General features: G+C 34.5%; 17 protein-coding genes and 1 pseudogene. 12 read left to right on the top strand and 6 right to left on the bottom strand.

Annotated elements, in window-relative coordinates; all coding sequences use genetic code 11:
- Both HMPREF9257_RS08640 and HMPREF9257_RS08635 read right to left on the bottom strand, forming a co-directional pair.
- A partial coding sequence (locus tag HMPREF9257_RS08640) for a P-type ATPase actuator domain-containing protein (RefSeq protein ID WP_006419105.1) occupies positions 1-806 on the bottom strand: 806 nt, incomplete at its 3' end.
- A 19-nt stretch (positions 807-825) separates the two neighbouring features.
- A complete protein-coding gene (locus HMPREF9257_RS08635) occupies positions 826-1,275 on the bottom strand; it encodes a CopY/TcrY family copper transport repressor (protein WP_006419107.1) in 450 nt (149 codons plus the stop codon).
- Between the two features lie 1,112 nt (positions 1,276-2,387).
- Here HMPREF9257_RS08635 and HMPREF9257_RS08630 point away from each other — a divergent pair.
- Positions 2,388-2,993, top strand: a complete 606-nt coding sequence (locus tag HMPREF9257_RS08630; RefSeq protein WP_040466863.1) for a cadmium resistance transporter — start codon at positions 2,388-2,390, stop codon at positions 2,991-2,993.
- A 148-nt stretch (positions 2,994-3,141) separates the two neighbouring features.
- Here the strand turns inward: HMPREF9257_RS08630 and HMPREF9257_RS09675 are convergent, their stop codons facing one another.
- From HMPREF9257_RS09675 to HMPREF9257_RS08620, 3 genes are read right to left on the bottom strand one after another with little or no spacing between them, the layout of a single operon-like run.
- Positions 3,142-3,330, bottom strand: coding sequence for an IS3 family transposase (locus HMPREF9257_RS09675; protein WP_081453765.1), 189 nt, complete (start codon positions 3,328-3,330; stop codon positions 3,142-3,144).
- 33 nt (positions 3,331-3,363) lie between these two features.
- Positions 3,364-3,921, bottom strand: coding sequence for an IS3 family transposase (locus tag HMPREF9257_RS08625; RefSeq protein WP_006419115.1), 558 nt, complete (start codon positions 3,919-3,921; stop codon positions 3,364-3,366).
- 9 nt (positions 3,922-3,930) lie between these two features.
- A complete protein-coding gene (locus tag HMPREF9257_RS08620) occupies positions 3,931-4,683 on the bottom strand; it encodes a helix-turn-helix domain-containing protein (RefSeq protein WP_006419079.1) in 753 nt (250 codons plus the stop codon).
- 33 nt (positions 4,684-4,716) lie between these two features.
- On the opposite strand from HMPREF9257_RS08620, the gene HMPREF9257_RS09670 reads away from it, so the two are divergent.
- The 4 genes from HMPREF9257_RS09670 (at position 4,717) to HMPREF9257_RS08605 (ending at position 7,577) form a co-directional block, all read left to right on the top strand.
- Entirely contained in the window at positions 4,717-4,848 is a 132-nt protein-coding gene (locus HMPREF9257_RS09670; RefSeq protein ID WP_142977869.1) for a DUF1413 domain-containing protein, read from the top strand.
- A gap of 133 nt (positions 4,849-4,981) precedes the next feature.
- The gene (locus tag HMPREF9257_RS08615; RefSeq protein WP_006419083.1) at positions 4,982-5,350 is read left to right on the top strand and encodes an ArsR/SmtB family transcription factor; all 369 of its coding nucleotides are present in this window, start codon (positions 4,982-4,984) and stop codon (positions 5,348-5,350) included.
- A 145-nt stretch (positions 5,351-5,495) separates the two neighbouring features.
- Positions 5,496-5,717: a cation transporter gene (locus HMPREF9257_RS09485; protein ID WP_006419103.1), complete on the top strand. Its 222-nt coding sequence runs from the start codon at positions 5,496-5,498 to the stop codon at positions 5,715-5,717.
- 15 nt (positions 5,718-5,732) lie between these two features.
- On the top strand, positions 5,733-7,577 hold the full coding sequence (locus tag HMPREF9257_RS08605; protein WP_006419096.1) for a heavy metal translocating P-type ATPase: 1,845 nt from the start codon (positions 5,733-5,735) through the stop codon (positions 7,575-7,577).
- A 237-nt stretch (positions 7,578-7,814) separates the two neighbouring features.
- On the opposite strand, the gene HMPREF9257_RS09480 is transcribed toward HMPREF9257_RS08605, so the two are convergent.
- Entirely contained in the window at positions 7,815-8,294 is a 480-nt protein-coding gene (locus HMPREF9257_RS09480) for a DDE-type integrase/transposase/recombinase (protein ID WP_245526836.1), read from the bottom strand.
- Between the two features lie 1,040 nt (positions 8,295-9,334).
- Between HMPREF9257_RS09480 and HMPREF9257_RS09555 the strand changes: the two genes are divergently transcribed.
- The 7 genes and pseudogenes from HMPREF9257_RS09555 (at position 9,335) to HMPREF9257_RS08570 (ending at position 16,328) form a co-directional block, all read left to right on the top strand.
- Positions 9,335-9,460 (top strand): hypothetical protein, encoded by a 126-nt coding sequence (locus HMPREF9257_RS09555; protein ID WP_280960073.1) that lies wholly within the window; start codon positions 9,335-9,337, stop codon positions 9,458-9,460.
- A gap of 23 nt (positions 9,461-9,483) precedes the next feature.
- Positions 9,484-10,074, top strand: coding sequence for a recombinase family protein (locus HMPREF9257_RS09475; protein WP_006419098.1), 591 nt, complete (start codon positions 9,484-9,486; stop codon positions 10,072-10,074).
- A 107-nt stretch (positions 10,075-10,181) separates the two neighbouring features.
- Complete coding sequence (locus HMPREF9257_RS08590) at positions 10,182-10,472, top strand: hypothetical protein (protein WP_100069394.1); 291 nt, start codon at positions 10,182-10,184, stop codon at positions 10,470-10,472.
- On the top strand, positions 10,465-11,562 hold the full coding sequence (locus HMPREF9257_RS08585) for an LPO_1073/Vpar_1526 family protein (protein WP_006419085.1): 1,098 nt from the start codon (positions 10,465-10,467) through the stop codon (positions 11,560-11,562). The genes HMPREF9257_RS08590 and HMPREF9257_RS08585 overlap by 8 nt, the downstream gene beginning before the upstream one ends.
- A 308-nt stretch (positions 11,563-11,870) precedes the next feature.
- Complete coding sequence (locus tag HMPREF9257_RS09350; RefSeq protein WP_006419084.1) at positions 11,871-12,353, top strand: site-specific DNA-methyltransferase; 483 nt, start codon at positions 11,871-11,873, stop codon at positions 12,351-12,353.
- Positions 12,354-12,414: 61 nt separating this feature from the next.
- Positions 12,415-13,629 (top strand): site-specific DNA-methyltransferase, encoded by a 1,215-nt coding sequence (locus HMPREF9257_RS08575; protein ID WP_006419101.1) that lies wholly within the window; start codon positions 12,415-12,417, stop codon positions 13,627-13,629.
- Positions 13,610-16,328 (top strand): annotated as a pseudogene (locus HMPREF9257_RS08570) (DEAD/DEAH box helicase family protein). The gene HMPREF9257_RS08575 and the pseudogene HMPREF9257_RS08570 overlap by 20 nt, the downstream one beginning before the upstream one ends.
- Positions 16,329-16,621 lie beyond the last annotated feature (293 nt).

Genomic DNA, 16,621 nt, shown 5'->3' with positions numbered 1-16,621 from the left:
AAGCCCCCGATCACTTCATCGCCAGGACCTTTTTTAATTGATTTAGATTCTCCAGTCAAAAGAGCTTCATTTAAACGTGATTCTCCACGCTCGATAGTTCCATCTGCTGGCACATTTTCTCCGGCTTGAACACGAATTAAATCACCTACCTTTAAGTCAGCAACTGGTCGTGTTTCTATTGAATCGTCATCTAATACTACATGAGCATCTTTCGGCACTAATTTAGCCAATTCTGCTTGTGCGTCTCCTGCTTCTCCAATAGCTTTCATCTCAATCCAGTGACCTAATAACATGATTAATAGTAATGAAGCAAATTCAAAGAAAAAGTCCATAATTTGTTCACCTGTTACATAGCTTGCTATTACAGTATAAATACTATATAAATATGAAACACTTAAACCTAAAGAAACGAGAGCCATCATTCCAGGTTCTTTTTGTTTTAATTCGTCAACTGCCCCTTGATAGAATGGACGTCCACCATAAATAATTAATATAGTAGATAAAATAGCTACTACAATATCAGAATATGGAAAAGTAAACTGGAATGGTAGGTCAAACCCAGCCATAGGGGATAAGAGCATAATAATGATTCCTAGTGGTAATGACTTTAAGAATAGTTCCTTAAAGTTACCGTGATGATGATGCTCATGCCCTCCGTGTCCACTGTGGTCATGGTGGGCATGATGGTCGTAATGTTGACCCTTATGGTCTCCATGTTCTTCCGTGCTTACGTGCTCATGTTTTGAATGATCCATGTCGCCATGATTATGGTGACTGTGGGATGAATGTTTGTTGTTATTGTTCATTTTAAATTCTTCCTTATTCTTAATGATGATGTAAATGACATTCGCATTGTCCTTCTGGACAATTGCAATCCACTTCTTCTACTGCGAAAGATTTTTTCATCTCTAATATTTTTTCTAGTCGATCTATATCATCGAAGCTTAAAACATGATCTTCAATGATGCTTCCTATTACATTTCCGACTTTCTTATTGCAAATACGGTTAAAAATATCCTCTGCATAATCCCTTACAGCTTCTTTTTCTTCAATATTTGCAGTGTAAATAAACTTTCTACCTTCTTGATCTGTATTTAGTACGCCTTTTTCAACTAATCGACCTAAGATCGTTTTGATAGTGGATTGTGTCCAGTCCATTTTTTCTTTCAATACGGAGATGACTTTTTTACTAGTTACTCGATCATTTGCCCAAACTACACGCATGACTTCCCATTCAGCATCTGTGATATGAGTATTATTTACTATTGCATCCATTTTCTTCCCCTCCTTTCCGTTTACAATTGTAGACTTGATCGTTATAATAAGTTTACTCTTGTAAACTTATCTTGTCAAGTCTTTTTAATAAATGTAAGCAACGATTATTGCGTTTGTTTTCCAATTTCTTCCCAGTACGATTTATAAGGTTATCATTGATTTACATTTATCGCTTTTTTAATTCCTTATTTTTAATAATATGATAAATATGATGATACCTTTTTTGAATTTATTGTTTGGCTAAATATATAGTCATAAATTTCACAAATTCTACCTTTCATTTTTCGTGGTAGTTTGTTTAATTCACTTCAGGAACTTTACTCAAAATTTGTAGATTTATTTAAATGAAAGTTGTGCAATTGATTCATCTTATTAAGAAAAATCTGGAGAATTTTTTCACAAGAATATAGGGCCTATTGTTTAAAAATTAGTGACCATGTAAGGTTTACAACCGATTTTTATTCTGTACTTTTATCCAATGGATTTAATGGGCTAAAACTTTGAGATGGTGTTAAAAATCAAGGACTAAAATTAAAAAGTGATTTTATGTAAATTGGTTATTGTGCAAGTTTCGAAGATTATATAGTAATAAATTTAAAATTTGTCTTTATATAAAGGTTATAGGAGAAATCTTCACACAATAACTATAAAGCTTGAAATATCAATGTAAGAAAAGGTGATAGATGATAAGATAAAAGTGAAAAGAAGACTGATTGAGAATTCTACGGCCAATGGAATAGATGTATAAGGGTTCGAAATAGCTTGAAATTAATAAGTTTATGAAGTTTGAACTAGATAATTATCTGACTAATTTTTTATTAAAAGACTACGTAGCTTTGAAAATAGTGAATAAGAAGATTCAATATTAAATGAATAATGTTTGTTCTATCTAATCGTATATATTTTCAATCTTCATAGTTTGCGTGGATATCTATGAGCATACTTGACATATTCTGGTAATTTTAGTAAATTTTAAGCAATTTTTAAAGGAAAGGTGGGAAAATTGTGAAATTATTTCTTCAAATATATCCATTGGCAACGGCCAAGGCAGAATGTGTGTGCAGTCAATTTTTGATTGGCTATAAAAATTAAATATTTTGAAAGGAGAAATAATGGAAACAATAGTATCCGCTTTATTAGTTTTTGTGTCTACATCAATTGATTACTTAGTTGTTTTGACTATTTTATTCGCTAGTCAAGGCAAGGAAGGCTTGAAATCAATTTATACAGGACAGTATTTAGGTACAGGATTGCTTGTGCTGGTTAGTCTTATTGTCGCTTACTTTTTAAATTTTATTCCACAAGATTGGATTATCGGGCTCCTTGGTCTAATCCCACTAGGTCTTGGTATAAGAGCAATTTTTGTGGATGAAGATATTGATGAAGAAGACATCGAGGGGAAAATTACCGGAAAGGGATCAAAAATCTTAGCATTTACAAGTTTAACAGTGGCAATGGGTGGAGATAATTTAGGAATTTATATCCCCTTTTTTATAGGAAAGAGTTTGATCGAGGTTTGTATAAGTTTAGTAATATTTGCGTTCGGGATTTTGATTCTATGCAAATTATCTCAAAGTCTCGCTTCAATTTCTACTATCGGAGAAATCGTAGAAAAGTACGAAAAAATAATTGTACCAGTCGTGTTTATTGGACTCGGATTTTATATATTGATTGAAAATGGAACGATTAATTATTTCATATCCCTAATCACAAGTTAATAGTCTATTTTTGTATTTCAGACCTATTAAAGGAAATTGTACCGCCTCCACAATAGTTAGATTTTTGGTCTAACTTTTGGGGGTCGGTACATTTATTATAGAACCCAAAATATTGTACCATGCGTCATTGGTTTGATGCATGGTTTTATTATGCAGGGATTCGTAACCCCATATCGAGTGTGCCCCGCTCTATATTATAAAACTTGATATAGCGTCTGATATCTTTTTCTAATTGCTCAAACGTTTCATAATTCCTTAAAGAGTACATCTCAACTTTGATGATGCTCCAAAAATTCTCCATCGGACCATTATCAATGCATTTACCTACATGTGACATACTGTGAATCAACTGTTTGTCATTGATAAATCTTTAAAAGAAGTGAGAAGTGTATTGAAACCCTCTATCGCTATGAATTAAAGTTTCCCCTGGAATCAGGTCCTTTTCAACCTGAACGACTATATCCTTAACTAATTGAGTATCGTTCCGCTTCGATAACTTATAGGCAACGATCTGTCTCGTGCCATAATCGAGAATTACACTGAGATAAGCTTTACGGTTATCTCCGTACTTAAATTCAGTGATATCTGTTAACAGAACCTGCATCGCTTGATAATCCTTATTAAATTCACGATTTAACACATTCTCTGCGATATGTTGAGGAGAATGATTTTTATAGCGGTAACGTTGACGTCGAATGACTGCCTTGAGTCCCATTTGTTTCATCAAACGGTAGACACACTTAAGATTAACCTGTGCTTGTCGAAAGTAGTTAAGGTAAATCGTGATGCGACGATACCCATAGATGCCTTCATATTTGTCATAAGCTTCTTGAACGAGTTCCATCAGCTTTTCTAAGCGTTGTTCTGTCTGACTGGATTGTTGCTTGAGCCACTTATAACAAGCTGATCGGCTGACCAAGCACCTCACATAATACCTCTATTTTGTGGCCTTCTTGATTAAGTTTCTCAATCGTCTTGTATTCTGCTTGGTATCTGATTTTGTGAACATCAACTCTCTTCCCACTTCTTTCAATTTTTTTAAGGCAGCATTCTCTGTCTCTAAATACTCATTACGGGCCTTGAGGGCGGCGTTTTCTGTGCGTAACTTTTCCTCTTCGGTTTGTATGGTATCAGGTTTTCTTCGTCCCCGACCATCCGTTAAACCATCCGGTCCAAATTGTTGATATTTTTGAACCCAGAAATAGATATTATTGTAAGAAACTTGATGTTTAGCCGCTGTCTCCTTATAAGACATTCCAGTTTCTAGAATGTCTTTGACTATGGCAATCTTTTCTTGATGTGTTTTCTTTTGTCCTTTCATGATATACACCTCGGGTTTAGGACGATAGTTCTTTATTTGTTCACCTTCAGTATACTTGATAATCCAATCTTTAACAGTGGAATGACTCGGTATATGATACTTTCTGGCAAGCTCTTTAATGGAACTATCTGTTTGAAGGCATTCTTTCACCACGCTTTCTTTAAATGCTTGAGTATAGGTGTTGTTTCTTCTAGAGAATTCCAGTCCCGCCATATCATGTTCTAAAAACTTAAGATAGTATTGGTTAAAACTCGAACCACCTAACAAAAGTCCATAATTTTCGCAAAGTTTCTTATAAGAATGACCAGCATCATAGAGATGAATATAGTTAGCTAACTCTGTTAAAGTGTGTTTTCTATTTGAACGCAAAAAACCTCCCCCTAAAGTAGTTTACTTTTTTTAGTGTCTACTTTAGGGGGAGCATATCAAGAAGAAGTCTTTATTTTTAAGGATTTGTTTAAAGGATATGTATGGAACAGGATACCGAGAAAGCTTGGTACTAATGTCTTAGTAGATGTTTTTGAGATATTTTAAATAATATAAAAAACACTTGAATAAATGCTCATATAACTATTGACACAAGAGAAAAACAATAATAAAATAAATATACAACGTATAAATATTTGTTCAATCGTTCAGATGAAATAATTTAAAAAGAGGTGATAATATGACTAAAAAATCTAATTCAATTGAAAGATGTGACTGCAATGTAATTCATGAGGATATTGTAAATCAAGTTAGAGATAAAATGCCTCAAGAAGAAAGCCTTTATGATCTAGCAGAATTATTTAAAGTATTTGGAGATCCAACACGAATCAGGATATTATGGACTTTAAATGAAGCTGAAATGTGTGTTTGTGATATCGCTGTATTACTTAACATGACACAATCAGCAATTTCCCATCAGCTGAGAGTCTTAAAACAAGCTAATTTAGTGAAAAACAGAAAAGAAGGCAAAGCAGTATATTATTCATTAGTTGATGATCATGTAAGAGAAATATTTGACCAAGGTCTAATTCATATCAACGAGAAGTAGTAATGCGGTAGAATAGAATATTTTTTGAAGATATTTGGGCATATATTTAAGTCTTCATTTCAAATGAGCAATGCTTCAAGAAAATTTGAAAAAGACTTGTAGTATTCAAAATAAAATTACAAATAATATTTAGGAGGATTTAATAATGAAAAAGAAATTTATACTTGAAGGTTTAGATTGTGCAAATTGCGCGGCAAAAATGGAAAAGGCTATTAATGAGCTTGATGGAGTGAAAGAAGCTACTGTTAACTTTATGACCACAAAACTCGCTATTGATGGTGAGGATGAAAAAATGCCAACAATAATAGCAGAGGCCGAAAAAATAGTTAAAAAAATCGAACCCGATACAACTATGAAAAAGGCTTAAAGGAGGCGATTTAGTATGAAAAAACGACTATGGCGAATAATTATTGGTGCAGCCGTGTTAGCTACAGCAGTATTGCTTAATTTAAATAACGAATGGTTACAGATTGCTCTCTTTATAATAAGTTACATTATTGTAGGTGGAGATGTTGTAAAAAGAGCTGTAAAAAATATTTTTAAAGGCCAAGTTTTCGATGAAAACTTTTTAATGAGTATTGCAACAATTGGTGCATTTTTTATTGGTGAGTATCCTGAAGGTGTTGCAGTTATGCTGTTTTATCAAGTTGGAGAACTGTTTCAAAGCTATGCAGTTGGCAAGTCGAGAAAGTCAATTGCAAGCCTTATGGATATTCGACCAGATTATGCAAATGTTAAAAAAGGTGATGAACTTGTCAAGGTTGACCCAGATGAAGTACAAATTGGAGATGTTATTGTAATTAAAGCAGGAGAAAAAATTCCTCTTGATGGCAAGGTAATTGAGGGAAGTTCAATGATTGATACATCGGCACTAACAGGCGAATCTGTTCCTCGTGAAGTAGAAGTTGGAAGTGATATCCTAAGTGGGTGCATCAACATTAATGGGGTTATTAAAGCAGAGGTTACCAAGGAATTTGGAGAATCTACTGTAAGTAAAATTCTTGATTTAGTTGAAAATGCAAGTAGTAAAAAATCCAATTCAGAACAATTTATTACGAAGTTTGCGAGATATTATACACCGGTTGTGGTTATAATTGCAGTTTTTCTAGCTATTATACCGCCTCTTGTTATAGACAGGGCGACTTTTAGTGATTGGATATATAGAGCACTAGCATTCCTTGTGGTATCCTGTCCGTGTGCTTTAGTTATTTCAATTCCTTTGAGTTTCTTCGGTGGAATAGGTGGAGCCTCAAAAAAAGGTGTTTTAGTCAAGGGTAGTAATTATTTAGAGGCATTAGCAGAAACTGAAATTGTTGTTTTTGATAAAACTGGAACACTAACGAAAGGTGTATTTAATGTACAGGAAATTCATCCAGAAGGAGTTTCCAAAGAAGAGCTACTAGAATTAACTGCACATGCGGAAAGCTATTCCAATCATCCGATTTCACTTTCACTGAAACGTGCATATAGCAAAGAAATAGACAATGGACGTATTTCAGATGTAGAAGAGATATCAGGTCATGGTGTTATTGCAACAGTAGATGGCAAAAAGGTTATGGCAGGAAATATCAAACTTATGAAAAAGATGGATATCCCTTATTTCAAGGGAGAGCTGATCGGTACTGTTGTACATGTTGCTGTTAATAACAAGTATACAGGTTACATTGTAATTTCCGATGAGGTAAAGGAAGATTCAGCACAAGCAATCAAGGAACTTAAGGCAGCTAATATTAAACAAACAGTTATGTTGACAGGTGATAATAAAAGTATTGGTTCAAAAGTTGCTAAAGAGCTTGGTCTTGATAAGGTTTATGCAGAACTGTTGCCAGCAGACAAAGTTGAAAAACTAGAAGAATTATTTTCGCAAAAATCTAAAAAAGGTAAACTTGCCTTTGTTGGAGACGGAATCAATGATGCACCTGTATTAGCTCGTGCAGACATTGGAATAGCAATGGGTGGTTTAGGTTCTGATGCGGCCATTGAAGCTGCTGATGTTGTGATTATGACTGATGAGCCATCGAAAATTGCTACTGCGATGAAGATTTCTAAAAAGACACTAAAAATTGCACATCAAAACATAGTATTTGCAATTGGAATAAAAATAATTGTTCTTATTTTGAGTGCTTTTGGAATAGCTACTATGTGGACAGCTATATTTGCAGATGTAGGTGTAACTATCATTGCAGTATTAAATGCTTTTAGAGCTTTGAATGTAAAGAATTTATAAACTATTTTTCCTATTCACCCCTTGAATGATATCGATAATTGACGATACAATCAAGGGGTATTTTTTAATTCAAAAACTATAAATCTAGAGTTGTCAAACATATGTGACACAAGCAGGTTAATTTCTGGTGTTTCCTTAGTCGTAAATATTCTGAATCTCATCGTTAATCACTGTGTCAAGGAGCAAAGCGTCAGCGTACCTTGACTCAGTGATAAGATGAGATAGACTTTGCGACGACTAAGCAACACTGTTAGAAAAATATGCCTCTATCATTTCGTTGGGACTCATAAACTTTAACTGTTTCCAATGTATATTATTTCCACGGCTCACATACCTTTGATGGCTCTTTATCAAGTGTTTCTCCGATGCAAATACTTGTTTCTCATACCATTTACTATTCTCACGATGATTTCGTTCTACCTTGCCATTCTGCCACGGAGAATAAGGGCGTGTACGTTGATACTTTATCCCTTTGTAATCTAATATCTGTTCAAAGATACTTTTATTATTCGTATTAAGCATCTCATTCGTAAATTCTGATCCATTATCCGTTTGAACTGTGGTTATGTTAAAACCCATTTCCTCTTCTAGTGTTAATAAAAATGTCGCTGTATTTGTGACGCTTTTTTCATCCACAATCTTACATACGCGTCTTCGACTATATTCATCTAGAGCGGTTATCTGATAGTAGCGCTTGCCTTTACTATCAAAACCAATACAACTTTGTGGGACGTATTTTATATCGATTTGAACATTTTGACCGGGATAAGTGACAATATCTGGTTTTCACCGTGATTTAGGGGAGCGTCGTTGTTGAATTTCAGTGACTTTATTCCACCCTTGTTGGCGAATTTTTTACACATGGATTCATACGTCCGTTGGTAACCTTTCCGCTAACATTGAACATACACTTCAGCGAGCCCCTCATGTCCATAGCTTTGATTAGTACGCTTGATGAGATGTAATTCATCATCCGTGTGTTGTCTTGAATGAGAATGTGGCCGACAACTTAAAGGACGTAAGCTGTCCCAGCTACTATCATAACGATTTCACCAACGTTTTACGTTTTGACGACTTGTTCCGTAACGTCGGGCTGTTGGGGCATTATTGTATTTTTTTATCTTTTTTGTCACATATGTATTATCCTCTAACACGAGCTGAAATTAGATGATTTTCAAACTATACTATTTACCCAACATACTAAATTCAATCCATTCCTTATACTCGATACATGTGGAGACATGCGCTGTCTTAACGAAGTCGAGCGCAAGCGAAGACTAAGTTTAGACGCGCAGTCGGTCTGCGACGGAAGGAGCAGAGCTTCCTACTACTGCTAGAAGAATACAGTCTCAAAGATATTGATCGTAATATCGGATAGCGAAGAGTAAAATGTTGTTATATCAGCTTTTTGAATGTGTGAGTCATATTCAGGAAGCTGATTTTTTAGTATAATGAAGATGAAAAGTTGGTAGGAATAGGTTTTATTGCTTGATAATAATGTTTAGTATGGGGAAACTGGTCAACGTTATATTGTAGAAAAATTGGAATTATTTTATACAATATAGCCTACTTATTATCAAGATGTTTCTTATAGTTTATTAGTCTAATTATGCTTTTTGATGTAATCATAGAAAGTGAGGTAACCAATGAATTTTAAGGACAATGTTTACTACATACCTCCAAAGCGTCAAACAAGACAGAAACGAGTAGCAATTTATGCATGAGTTAGTTCAAATACCATAGAACAATTACGCAGTTTGGCTGAACAAGTTTCTGCTTTAACTCAAAAGGTTTCCTCTGTAGAAGATTGGCTATTAGTGGATATTTATATTGATGTAGCTTCAGCTAAGAAAATGCTAAGCGATAAGAATACAGTCGTATAATTGATGACTATAAGAATAAAAAGGTGAATCTAGTTATTACTAAGAGTGTGAGTCGCTTTTGTCGAGATACGGTTGAAGCAATAGAGGCTATTAGACTATTTAAGGAGCATAAGGTTCAGCTTATTTTTGATCAAGAAAACATAGATACTTTTAAAGATGATGGAGAGCTGATTATTTCTATTTATGAATCCGTGGCTCAAGCCGATAATGCATCTCGTAGTAAAAATATTAAGATGGGGCATCGGCACCGAGCTATGGATAGTACGTCAAAACTCTATCATCGTAAGTGTTATGGCTATGATCATGATGAAGAAGGCTATTTAGTTATCAATGAAGAACAAGCTGCAGTAGTTCGACAGATTTTTGATTGGTATCTTGAAGGCTATAGCATAGTTGGCCTGATCAAATTACTCGAAGAACGTCAAATTCCGTCACCACGAGGAAAAGCAACGTGGTCAAAACGAGCATTGGAAACCGTGTTGAGTAATGAGAAGTATATCGGCAAGGTTCATTTGTTTAAGGATAATGATGAAGAAGGAAGTTACGTTTCAAATGACAACCACTCAGCTATTATTACTGAATACATATTTGACGAAGTTCAAGAGGAGAAGTAGAGACGGAGTAATGTGGTTAGAGATGGTGATAAGATAGTTCGAAAAAGACGTAAGTTTAGTAGTTTAACTGATAAATAATAAGAAAAATAAACACAGAGGTGATGAGAGTGAATGAATGGATAAGTTGGTTCTTTGATGGCTTAGGTACTGAGTTAATCAGTTTATTCATAGGAGCAATAGGTGGTGGAGTTATTGGATATCGTGTTGGAAAACAAAGGAATAAGAATGTTCAAAAGCAATATGCAGGAGAGAGATCTGATCAATATCAAGAAGGCGAGCAAATATTAAAAGATTTTCATCACAGTAGTGAAGTCGATAATAAGTCTGTGTTGCATCAAACTCAAAAAGCAGGAGATGAATCGATACAGAAACAAGTAGGGAGACAAAAAAATGTTTGAGAAGCAAAGACAAGAAGCAGGGGATAACTCACAACAAATTCAGGCAGAAACAGTCAACTATTACAGCTGTATTGATGAAAAAAGGGCAAGAGAAATAATTGATGAGAAAGTACCAGAAATTATTCAAAATTATTCGAGAGAAGCTCAAGAACTTGCAAGCGAGAGAATTGAACATTTTACAAACGATTTAATTCCAAAATTAGTAAGGGAAAATTTGTTGGAGGGTATAAAAAATCCAAGTATTCAAATGTTATTAGTAGAAGCCCAAAAAACTGCGACTTCAACTGAACGTGTTGCAGATTATGAGCTTCTATCTGAATTGATTCTTCATAGAATTAATTCAGATGACGATCGTAATACAAGGACAGGAATTAATAGAGCACTCCAAATAGTGGATGAAATTTCAGATGAAGCCCTATTAGGTTTAACCGTTGCTCATTGCGCCTTTAATTTTATTCCTGTTTCAGGAAAAATAACCGAAGGTTTAACTGTTTTATCAGATTTATTTGAAAGAGTTATTTATGATAAGTTACCTACGGGTAATTTATGGTTAGAACAATTGGATATTTTAGATGCATTACGAACAAGTCAAATTGGCAGTTTGAAAAATAGTAGAGAACTATATTCTACTAGGTTTTCCGGGTATATAGAAGTTGGAATATTAAAAGATTCTGAAAATTATCAAAACGCAATTAAAATAATTAATGAGCTTAATATACCGAGAGATATTTTGACTGAACATGAATTAAGACAAGACTATGTTAGATTAAAAATATTTAATATTGATAATCTGGATGATATGTTAATTAATCATTTTGACAATAATGGACAATTTTTATTTCGAACTAAATATACTGATGAACAAAAACAAGCATTAAGAGATATATATAATTTTTATGAAGATGATAGTAATCTTAAAGAAGAAAATATTGATCGATTTCTTGAATTATGGGATTCATATGAGAGTCTTAAGGCATTAAGAAACTGGTGGGATTCTATACCATCTGCTTTTAATATTACTTCTGTTGGAAGAGTCTTAGCTCATGCTAATGCACAAAGATGTGATTCAACACTTCCAGCACTCAATTAAATAGCCTAATTATTCTTAAACTTTAATAAACAATTGAAGCGACAGTTAAACAACATTGATAAAATAGCGTTTATATGAGTTGGTTTGAGATGACCAATTACCTAAAGATTACATGTTAAGTGTGTAGTATTGATGAAAAAGATATTTGATTAAAAGCTTGATACTATAAGATTATTAATGGAAATAGCATCCTGGTATGCTAATATTATGAGGAATAAACTTGATTTTTAGATTAAGTGACTCCTTTTTATTATGCTAAAAGGAGTACGTCTGAGGAAACAGATCAAAGAGAGTAAGGAGTTGTTAAATTGAATACGAAGATCATGAACGAGTTAAAATATGTATTATCATCTTTTGGAGATAAATATTATATTGGCAATGAATTAAATAAAGCAAAAGTCATTCAAGATATTGACAGCTATAATGAAGAACTTATTATGGCTTTATTAAGCAATGACTTAGTGAAGAAGCATTATGCGAGAGAAATCGGAGAGTATACTCTTATAGAAACGAATAAGCTCATTGAAACATTCGAGATGGATAATTATTGGATGAACTCTTATACAAAGTATTCTAAAAAAATAGGTTTAACCAGTAATGGACGTTTCTTAGACGAGTCAACAGAAGTGGTCTTGGATTTTCCATATAAAGATACAGTGTTGAAGGCTGGGATGTCTAAAGAAGATGTTGAAAAAGAAGAGCTTTCGCCTAATGAACCCTTCTTTAATGAAGTGATTGCGGCGGAAGAAATAGATACATTGTTGGATAAGAAAGCTTTTAGTAAATGCTAAGCGATATACAACTGAAGGTGTTGAGAATGCTACTAAGTTTTCTGAAGAAGATAATCTGATTTTGAAAGGGAATAACTTGTTAGCATTGCATAGTTTGAAGGAGAAATATGCTGGAAAGGTGAAGTTGATTTATATTGATCCTCCTTTTAATACGGAGGGTGATTCTTTTGAATACAATGACTATTTTAATCATTCTACATGGTTAACTTTTATGAAAAACAGACTAGAAATAGCACACACACTTCTGGATTCAGATGGTTTGATTTACATTCATTTAGATTTTAATGAGGTACACTATTTAAAAATCTTGGCGGATGAGATCTTTGGTAGGAAAAACTTTTTAAATGAAATAATTTGGTGCTATCAAGAGCGTGAAACCTCCAAGAGGTTTTTTAATAGAAAACATGATTCGATCCTTTTTTATGCTAAAGATAAAGAGACTGATTATACGTTCAATAATGAATTAATACGTGAAAAATACTCTGAAGTAACACTAAAAAAATTTAAATACCTTGATTCAGAAGGTAGGAAGTATAGACTTAGAACTAAAGACGGAAAAAGCGATCCAGCCCAGGAAGATGATAATACCTATAGACAATACTTAGATGCACAATCAGGACCGCTACCCAGAGATTGGTTTATGATACCATTTTTAAATCAAGCGTCTTCTGAAAGAGTGGGATTTAATACTCAAAAACCAGAAGAATTAATAAAAAAATTTATCCTCGCAGGTAGTAATGAAGGGGATATTATTCTAGATTTTTTTGCTGGAAGTGGTACTACCTTAAGCGTAGCTCATAAGCTAAATAGGAAATATATTGGAATAGAACAAATGGATTATATTAAAGATATTACAGTTCCTAGGCTTTTTGATGTGGTAAATGGAATTCAAACAGGTATATCTGAGGACGTCAACTGGCAAGGCGGCGGTTCCTTTGTTTATGCTGAACTGATGGAAAAATCTAAAGGCTATTTAGATTCTGTATTAGAAGCTGAGAATACAGACAGTTTGACACAAATTTACCATTTAATGCTAGATAATGTTGATTTAGATTTCCGAGCAGACTTAGAGGCTATTCAGGAAATGCTGAATGACGGAATTTCATTGGAAGACAAGAAGCGCTTGTTAGTAAAGGTGATCGATAAAAACCAACTCTATTATAACTATTCAGAGATTGATGATGCGAACGTTCGTGACTTAATTAGTGACAGTGATTATGCCTTTAATCAGTCATTCTACAAGGAGGAAGAAATCGATGGCCAAGAAGACCAGTAACAAGACGTTGCCACTTCCTCTATATGATGAATTACTTAAACTTGACCAGGATGTCTTTGTCAGTGCGACGGCTTATGATCATCCTGCTTATTTGACAGAGAATATGGTTCATACCTTTCGTTATTATCAAGAGGATGCCTTAAGATTTTTCCATCATTCTCAGACTTTACCACAATTTCATTACCGTCATCCCAACCATGTGTTATTCAATATGGCAACAGGATCAGGGAAAACGGATTTAATGGCAGGTTTGATGCTTTACTTATATCAAGAACATGATTATCAGAATTTTTTGTTTGTGGTGAACACCAACTCAGTCCTAAATAAAACGATTGACAACTTAACTAATCCTCAGTCTGATAAGTATCTCTTTCAACAGTCAATTGAAATTGAAGGAGAACGGATCCGAATAGAAAAGGTCAGTCAATATCCAAGACAACCTCAAAAAAATGTGATTTATTTGAAATTGGCTTCTATTCAATCGGTCTTTAATGACTTATTTACCCAACGAGAGAATACGATGGGGTTAACCGATTATTCTCGGCATAAAGTCGCAGTATTAGGAGATGAAGCTCATCACTACTCTGCCTCAACCAAGAAAGAAAAAGAGGAAGAAAAGTCATGGGAACGGGCCATTGATTTAATTTTGGAAGCCCATCCTGATAACCGTCTGTTGGAATTTACGGCCACCATTGACTTGGATAATAAAAATGTCTATGCCAAGTATAAAGATAAGATTATTTATCGTTACACCTTAGACCGATATATTAGTGATCGCTTTTCAAAAAATGTGAAGCGAATCCAGTCTAGTAATACGGACTTAGATAATATGATGAATGTCATACTTTTGAGTGAGTTTCGTCGTCGCTTTGCTCTAGAATTTTATGGCAGTCAAATTAAACCAATAATTTTATTCAAGTCGCCTAAAATAGTTGATTCTAATGAAGCAGAAGTTAAATTCAAAGAGTTGATAACTCAGCTCACTGCGGAAAAGGTTGAGGAATTTATTAGTTTCCGGTCTCGCATAAGCGATGATGAACAAAGCGAAACCTTAAGTCGAGCCTATCAGTATTATTTAGCGAATGCAGAAAAACTTCCTCAAATGGTTCGTGAAATGAAGCGACAGTTTTCACCAAGTCGAATTATTAATGCTAATGACAGTGACCGCGGAGCAGGTATGCTTGAGAAAGGTCAATATGAATCCTTGAATAGTTTGGAAAGTCCATCCAATCTCTATCGGGTGGTATTTGCGGTGGCAAAGCTGACAGAAGGATGGGATGTTCTTAATCTCTATGATATTGTCCGTATTTCCGATACAGAGAATGCCAGTGGGAATAAGGTATCTACTATGGCAGAAGCTCAATTAATTGGAAGGGGGGCAAGGTATAATCCTTTTGAACTAGAAGGAAAAATCAGCTATCAACGACGGTTTGAGGATGATGGTCGAGATAGCTTGTTATTAGAAACCCTTCACTACCATACAGTGAATGAACCCCAATACTTGAAGAACTTAGTAGCCGCACTTAACGAGATGAACTTGCCGACAGGGGAAGATAAGAAAAATCCATTGCTGGATGTCAAAATCAAGCCTTCCTTTAAGCGGACCAAGCTGTGGAAAGAAGGGGCTATCTATTATAATGAGAAGGTTGAAGTGGATGATTCTTATTACGATAACTTAGCCAAATATGGTATTGACAATCAATCGGATATTACAATTAATTGGAAATTTACTGCCAAAGAAGTAACCTATCAATCAAATCAGGTATATGAGGACTACCGAGACACGCATACAGTTGTAGTCGAATTAGACCGACGATATTTTGTTAAAGCGATGAATCGTTTAACATTTTATCATTATAGTAATCTCAAAAAGTATCTGCCTCAACTGAAGTCGCGTGAAGACTTTCTAGGAAAGCGATGGTTAAATATATCTAACAGAACGCTATATGCGGTAGTGCCATCAATGTTTTCAAGAAAAGATTTTCAAGCAGAAGAAAAACTCGAAATATTAGAGCAGTATCTAATGGAAGTCGCTAAGAAAATACAAGCGGGGTATCAAAAAGCGGTTGGAACAAATAAATTTATCGCTTATCCGATTAGAGAATATGTGGCTTGACTACCGCAAACGCGTGCCTAATTATGATACCAGTTCGATACGGTTACTTGATAAACCTGATCCTCAACAAGTAAGCCGGCATATGATAAAAGAAGATTTCTTTGTTTATGATTCTACGATTGTTAACCAAACGGAGAAACAACTCATTGACCGTATTACAGAAAGAGTAAGTGAGCTTAAAGAAGCGTATGAGCATGTCTATTTAATTCGGATGGATGAGAATATGCATCGAGAGTCTGTGAAAAGCGATGCTTTAAAGCTCTATCAATTTGGTGGAAAAGTTCGAGAGCGTCGTTTTGAAGCCTTTCAACCTGATTTTATTCTTTTGTTGGAGAATAGTGATCACTATTTGCAAATTTTCATTGAACCAAAAGGTATTAATTTATTAGAAAAGGAACAGTGGAAAGAAGATTTATTAATGTACATCAATAATCATCAAGCTGATTTAATATTTGAAAATCAAGTAGATGGTCTGGCAATAAAAGGGCTAAGGTTCTATACTATGAACGATGGCAGATTGACCATGAAGCACCTGAGTGAAATGGCATTAGGTGAGACATTTAAAAGTCTTACTTTTGAATAGTATTTATTGATGGGTAAGCTAACCACATGGATCTGGGAATGATATACAAGAAACTGCTAGGAGAAGAGCATCACTACCGCAATAAATTAATAATGGGGGATGGTTATTTTTATTTAAAGGTTCGGGGATATGATAATCACTATCAAACTTTCGCTGCTGTTGAACATCCAGAAACGAGAGAAGTTAATTTCGTTACGCCATACCCATGGACTGGATGGGAGCATGAGAATGCGGAGTGGTGATGGGATATTTCCATCTGAGGTGAACACTTACAGGTTGAAATGACTTGTAGG

Source organism: Eremococcus coleocola ACS-139-V-Col8 (assembly GCF_000183205.1).
Taxonomy (GTDB): domain Bacteria; phylum Bacillota; class Bacilli; order Lactobacillales; family Aerococcaceae; genus Eremococcus; species Eremococcus coleocola.
The sequence above is the reverse complement of the archived record's forward strand: the minus strand, read 5'-3'. Positions and strand labels throughout refer to the sequence as shown.